The 5902-nt window shown below is 51.1% G+C and carries 4 protein-coding genes; 1 reads left to right on the top strand and 3 read right to left on the bottom strand.

The window, feature by feature from the left end; translation table 11 throughout:
• Positions 1–254 precede the first annotated feature (254 nt).
• The 3 genes from J4G02_20130 to dgoD form a co-directional block, all read right to left on the bottom strand.
• Positions 255–1037 carry an SDR family oxidoreductase gene (locus tag J4G02_20130; GenBank protein ID MCE2396834.1) on the bottom strand — a complete coding sequence of 261 codons (783 nt, stop codon included), beginning with the start codon at positions 1035–1037 and terminating at the stop codon, positions 255–257.
• A 73-nt stretch (positions 1038–1110) separates the two neighbouring features.
• Positions 1111–3600 carry a DUF255 domain-containing protein gene (locus J4G02_20125; GenBank protein ID MCE2396833.1) on the bottom strand — a complete coding sequence of 830 codons (2490 nt, stop codon included), beginning with the start codon at positions 3598–3600 and terminating at the stop codon, positions 1111–1113.
• A gap of 84 nt (positions 3601–3684) precedes the next feature.
• Entirely contained in the window at positions 3685–4824 is a 1140-nt protein-coding gene (gene dgoD / locus J4G02_20120) for a galactonate dehydratase (protein ID MCE2396832.1), read from the bottom strand.
• Positions 4825–5072: 248 nt separating this feature from the next.
• Between dgoD and J4G02_20115 the strand changes: the two genes are divergently transcribed.
• Positions 5073–5765, top strand: a complete 693-nt coding sequence (locus J4G02_20115) for an aquaporin (protein ID MCE2396831.1) — start codon at positions 5073–5075, stop codon at positions 5763–5765.
• Positions 5766–5902: the final 137 nt, after the last annotated feature.

Raw genomic sequence — 5902 nt, 5'->3', positions numbered from 1 at the left:
GTTTGTAGACGTTGACACAAGGAGCCAATCTGTATCACCGCATTAAAAGACGGGGGTTTAGATTGGAAGATTTTGATAAAATTTGCAATAAGTCATTATGAGTTTTTTGTGTATAACAGAGTTGTCTGTCTATGAAACGTGAAACATATTTGGTTCATCGGTTCACTAGTTCATTAATGTCTCAATGAACCAATGAACCGATGAACTCTTGAACAACGCAGCAACGACACCTCACCAGCTAGTGCCGAAAGTTCCTAAACAACCGCTGACAAGCCTCCATCAATATTGATCGCTGTCCCCGTTATGTATGAAGCCCGATCTGAGACGAGGAAAGCCACGAGATCGCCGACCTCAGTCGGTTCGCCCAAGCGACCGAGCGGATGCTCCGCTCCCCTTGCTTCCCAATACTCGTCAATTGTGCCGGGCGAGCCATCCGCTCTCCAAGAACGTTCACCCTGCGCACTCTTGATCGAGGTCAAGCAAACCGTGTTGACGAGAATCTTGTCGGCGAGCAACTCTTTGGAGAGCGCTTTTGTCATCGCAATGCCTGCCGCTCGACTGACAGAGGTTGGGACAGAGCCTGCGTCCGGCTGTTTGCCACCGGGGTGCGTGACATTGATAATGCGTCCGCCACCGGTTGGTCTCATGTGAGGGATAGCCAACCGCGCACAGCGCACCGCTCCCATCAACTTGAGATCGAGATCCTCATACCATTCCGCATCGGTGACCTGTTCAAAATTTCCGCCCGCAGATTTGCCCGCGTTATTGACCAAAATATCGATCTTTCCGTACTTATCAACCGTTTGGCTGATAAAATTTTCGAGTGTTCCGGCGATTGTCACATCGGCAGCGACTGCGAGCACTTCGCCGCCCGTTGCGTCCCTAATCTCTTGTGCTGCCTCTTCCAAGACATCCTCACGACGAGCGCAGATCGCGACCTTCGCGCCCTCTTCGCAGAGCCGTTGGGCGATGCCCTTGCCAATGCCTTCACTACCGCCTGTGATGACGGCAACCTTTCCTGCCAATCCTAGATCCATAGTAACCTCCTATAGTTGGGTTAGGGGTTCGCACGGTAAATCGTCCGATTTACACACGCTCACCTGATATATGTTAGTTGGAACTTTTCTCGTAAGTGTTCACCCAGAGCGGGATTGTTGCGGTTGACGGCGGGGTGCACCGGTGCGCATCACACGCTTGATAGCGAACACTTATCTTCAACGGAAACGCTTTTTCGATTGTTTCACCCGGCTTCAACTGCAATGTCATTTTGATCGTGACATCGCCTTCATAGATGGAAATTGGAGTCTCTTTCCAATCTGCGTGGAACGGTTTCCCCTTGGGGTATGTGACCGACACGATTTCGACGGAAGCGTCGGGACTGACGGACACAGTTGTCGGGATCAGCAGATCCCACGAAGAGGGATTGGCGTTGATATGCCACCCTTCAGCGAGTTCAACCTTCACCTCTACATCAAAGGCGTTTCCGGGGACGATGTCCCCCGTCGAGGGTATGGAGGCTGCAATCGCCAACAGTTCGTCCTCTGAAGGTAAATCCACCGGGGCTTTCGGCAGCCCGAAGAGGTTGATCTCGCCTATTCTCTCTGTGTTCAAACCGAATTGGTGTGACTCTGCTTGGGGTGCTACTCCGACTTTGGTCCAATCCGTCGAAAGATAGCGATTTGTAGCAAAAAGCATGTGCATAAAAGCGCCGGGCGACTGTCCCATCATGCCCGCGAAGTTTTGAAGCGTTTTTTCCGCCTTATCCAGATAATCCTTTTCGCCAACGTGTTGGGCGATGGTGAGCAGGTTATTGGCTGCTACGGCATTCCCCGATGGGAGAGCAGAGTCGTAAGGATTCTTGGTGCGTACAACCAGATGTTTTTGGTTGGCAAGCGTGAAGTAAAAACCGCCGTTTTTGTCGTCCCAAAATAGTTGACTCATTGTCTCGGTCAAGGACTTTGCTTCATTCAACCAAGTCTCTTTGCCCGTTGCCTGATGCAGACCCAGTAAACCACGAACGAGGAAGGCATAATCGTCGAGATAGCCGTTATATTTGGCAACACCATCCCTGTAGGTCCGCATCAGTTGTCCGTCAGCGGTCCGAAGATGTTTCAGGTTAAACCGGGCAGCCTTCTCCGCCGCGTCACGATACCGTTTATCGCCGAGCACTTCGTAGCCGTAGGCAAACGCATCAATCATTAAGCCGTTCCAGCTTGTGATCACTTTCGTATCGAGCAGGGGTTGTTTCCTCTGATCCCGCGCCGCGAGTAGTTTTGCCTTGAGCGGTGCAAGTTGGCTGTGGAGGTCCTCCTCCGACTTTTTGAGTGATTTCGCTACACTTGAAAGGGGGACGGGAAGGTAAAGGATATTGGTCCCGCCTTCAAAGTTGGGCCCTTCCTCCACCCCATAAACCTGCATGAATAGCTTGGCATCCTTTTTCCCAAGGACCTCTTGAATCTGTTCTTTTGTCCAGATATAGGATTTGCCCTCTTCCGCATCCACTTCCGCATCCAGTGCTGAGTAGAAACCACCCTCGGCAGATGTCATCTCTCGTGAAACGAAACTGAAAATCTCCTCAGCGATCCGTCGGTAGAGCAGGGTTTTCGTGAGCTGATAGGTTTGCAGGTATACTTTCGCGAGTAGGGCGTTGTCATACAGCATCTTCTCAAAATGCGGCACAAGCCACTTAGCATCAACCGAGTAACGGTGGAAACCGCCACCAATCTGATCATACATTCCACCATGCGCCATCTTGTCAAGGGTGTTGGTGACCATCTCAAGGGTCGATTCGGAAGATTCACGTTGATACTCGCTCAACAACAATTCCAGATTTGTGGGGCTCGGAAACTTTGGCGCGCCACCGAAGCCGCCGTGTGTAGCGTCATACCTCGATCGCAGTGCTTTCACCGCTGCCGAGATCAGCTTCCTATCCAGCGGCGCTTCCCCGATGGAAGCCGGGGCGGCAGCCGTTGCCTGTATGATGACTTCCGTTATCTTCTCCGCCTGTGCTATGACCTCCGCCTGTTGATTAGTCCACACCTCATGCAGTGCGTTTAGGACTCTCGGAAAGCCGGGACGACCCCGACTATCCTCCGGTGGAAAGTAAGTTCCCCCGAAAAAAGGGAGAAGATCAGGCGTCAAAAAAACAGAGTTGGGCCAACCGCCAGAACCTGTCATGATTTGGGTGGCGGTCATATAAATCTCATCTATATCCGGGCGTTCTTCCCGATCTACCTTGATGTTAATGAACAGGGCATTCATCTGATCGGCTATCTCTGGATCTGAGAACACCTTCCGTTCCATGACGTGACACCAGTAGCAGGTAGAATAACCCACGGAGAGGAAAATCGGTCTGTTTTCAGCCTTCGCCCGATCCAACGCCTCGGGACCCCACGGATACCAGTCAACCGGATTGTGGGCATGTAGAAGCAGATAAGGGCTTGTTTCACCGATGAGGGCATTCGCCCACTTCCATGTCCCATCGGGATTCTTGAGAGCTGCTTCGTGTGGATGTGAATCCTCAGCAGCATAAACCGTGCCTCCAAGACTGCTTCCAATGATGCACAAATACATGAGGGAGAAAATTAAACTCAATCGCATACTAACGTTTCCTCACTTTTAATCTCAACACATTAAAACAACGGGGAAAATGGGGAAATTTATAGTTTTCTTTTTATTTTATCTTTACAGATCAAGGATGGAGCCATCGACACCGAAGGCATCCCACTTCCCGCGTGAGGGATCACCTGAAAGCGAGCGGATATAATCTTCGTTTAGCGAAACGCCCCAACCTGGCCCCTGCGGCACTTTCAGATGTCCATCGACTGGCTTCTCTTCAAACCCATCGATGAGGTTCTTCCGTTCCGGATTATTTCCGTTCGGGACTTCTTGGATAAGAAAGTTTGGCACGACGGTGTCCAAGTGTAGGCAAATCACCGTTGACAGGGGACTCAGTGGATTGTGTGGCGCAATCGTGGCGAAAAACGCGTCTGCCATCGCCGCAATCTTGAACGCTTCCATAATGCCACCGCAGGTACAGATATCGGGTTGGACGACATCCACGGCGCCCTTGACGAGATACTCGCGGAAGGGGTAGCGCGTGTAGAGTCGCTCTCCGGTGGCGATTGGAACGCCTGCATTCCGACGCAGCGTTGCCATCGCATCGACCGATTCTGGGAGCACCGCCTCCTCGAAAAAGAGGATGCCGTAAGGTTCAATCCGTTTTGCCATTTCCATTGCGTTGACGGGGTTCAGGCGACCGTGACCATCAATCGCGATTGGGACCTCGTCGCCGACCGCTTCGCGCACCGCTTTGACTATTGCTTCCACTTTTTTGCCGTGAGCGAGACTGAAGGCGGGGCCCGTCGGATCAAATGGCGTAAATTTCAGTCCGCCCCAACCCGCTTCAAGCCGTTGTACAGCCGCCTCCGCCCAAGATTCTGGTGTGCTCCCGCCAATCCAGCAGTAAACCTTCATCTTGTGCCGATACATGCCGCCTATCAACTCGTACACCGGGACGTTCAAGGCTTTCCCTTTGATATCCCAGAGTGCATGCTCAATGCCGGATAGCGCACCGATGAGCACCGGACCACCTCGCCAGAAAGCGTTGCGATAAATCATCTGCCAGAGTTTCTCGACCTGAAATGGGTCTTCTCCAATCAGCACATTTTCAACATCTCGCAATGCGCCCACCAATGCGCCCTCTTTTCCCGAACAGGACGCTTCGCCGATGCCGATAATACCTTCATCGGTGTGCAGCTTGACGTAAATATACGCCCGCCCCTGAAATGGCGCGGGGAGAATTTCGAGTTGTGTAATTTTCATATCGTTTCAATCCTTTGAAGGTTCCAGCCATAAAATTAAATTAACTCAAGTGGTCACCTAAAGCCCCAGCGGGGCGATATGTATATAGCAAGCACAATGAAACCGACTCTCAAGCCCCAGCGGGGCGACATGTGTATAGAATTTTGCTTTGATAATTTTTCCAGAAATCAGTATGATAAGGTGTCCCTGCTGCAATGGGACGATTGGAATAAGCATTCGATTAATAAAAAGACAAACGGAGGTTTCAAATGGCATCAAAGCAAGAAGAATATGCGATAGGTTCTCGAATTCTGAGTGAGTATTTGGGGTCGCTGTTCCTCGTCATGGCGGCAATCGCGCCAATTATCCTTTTCAATCAAGTACTAGGTGCCGAGATCAATCTCACGATCCTAGCTGGTGGCATTGCCATTGGGTTTATTCTTTTTACCCTCGTTGAGATATTTGGTCCTATCAGCGGTGCCCATTTCAACCCCGCGGTAAGCCTTGCAATGGCAATCGGTGGTAAAATCGGCTGGAAACAGGCGTTAATTTATATGTTGGCGCAGGTCGCCGGTGGATTTACAGGGACAATCTTTTCGCATCTGATGTTCTATCATAAAATTCCCGAACTGATCACTGTTTCTGAAGTAGCCCGCCCGGGAGGGAACTATTTTTCGGAGATTCTATGCACCTTCATTCTTGTTCTTGCAATTCTCCTTTTGGTGCACAACCAATCGGATAAACTCTCCTTGGTGGTTGGCATGTTAGTTGGCGGACAGCTAATTGCGACATCAAGCACCATGTTCGCCAACCCGCAAGTTACTTTTGCACGGATGTTCACCTACGCGGCGGCAGGTGTAATGCCTGTCGATGGAGCGGTATTTATCCTGATGCAGATTATCGGCGCAGTACTCGCCGTGCTAGTTTTCAAAGCGGTGACGCAGAGGCAAGGCGAAGGATAACAGATTTCTATCGCCTTAACTATTCGGTGCCTCCGGAGGCCAAGGATCTAATGTCGATCCACTGGGTTCCGGTACCATCGGTCGAATCGGCAGCTGCTCGTAAGAACGATAAGAGAGATCTGCCAAGTGTGGCGTTT

The sequence above is a fragment of the Candidatus Poribacteria bacterium genome (genome assembly GCA_021295755.1).
Taxonomy (GTDB): domain Bacteria; phylum Poribacteria; class WGA-4E; order WGA-4E; family PCPOR2b; genus PCPOR2b.
Note: the sequence above shows the minus strand (reverse complement) of the source record. Positions and strands in the feature narration are given on the sequence as shown.

What these genes read in the sequence shown, in the direction of transcription:
- J4G02_20130 (MCE2396834.1), bottom strand. Translation starts at nt 1,037, where the DNA reads ATGGATCTAGGATTGGCAGGAAAGGTTGCCGTCATCACAGGCGGTAGT.
- J4G02_20115 (MCE2396831.1), top strand. Translation starts at nt 5,073, where the DNA reads ATGGCATCAAAGCAAGAAGAATATGCGATAGGTTCTCGAATTCTGAGT.
- J4G02_20125 (MCE2396833.1), bottom strand. Translation starts at nt 3,600, where the DNA reads ATGCGATTGAGTTTAATTTTCTCCCTCATGTATTTGTGCATCATTGGA.
- dgoD (MCE2396832.1), bottom strand. Translation starts at nt 4,824, where the DNA reads ATGAAAATTACACAACTCGAAATTCTCCCCGCGCCATTTCAGGGGCGG.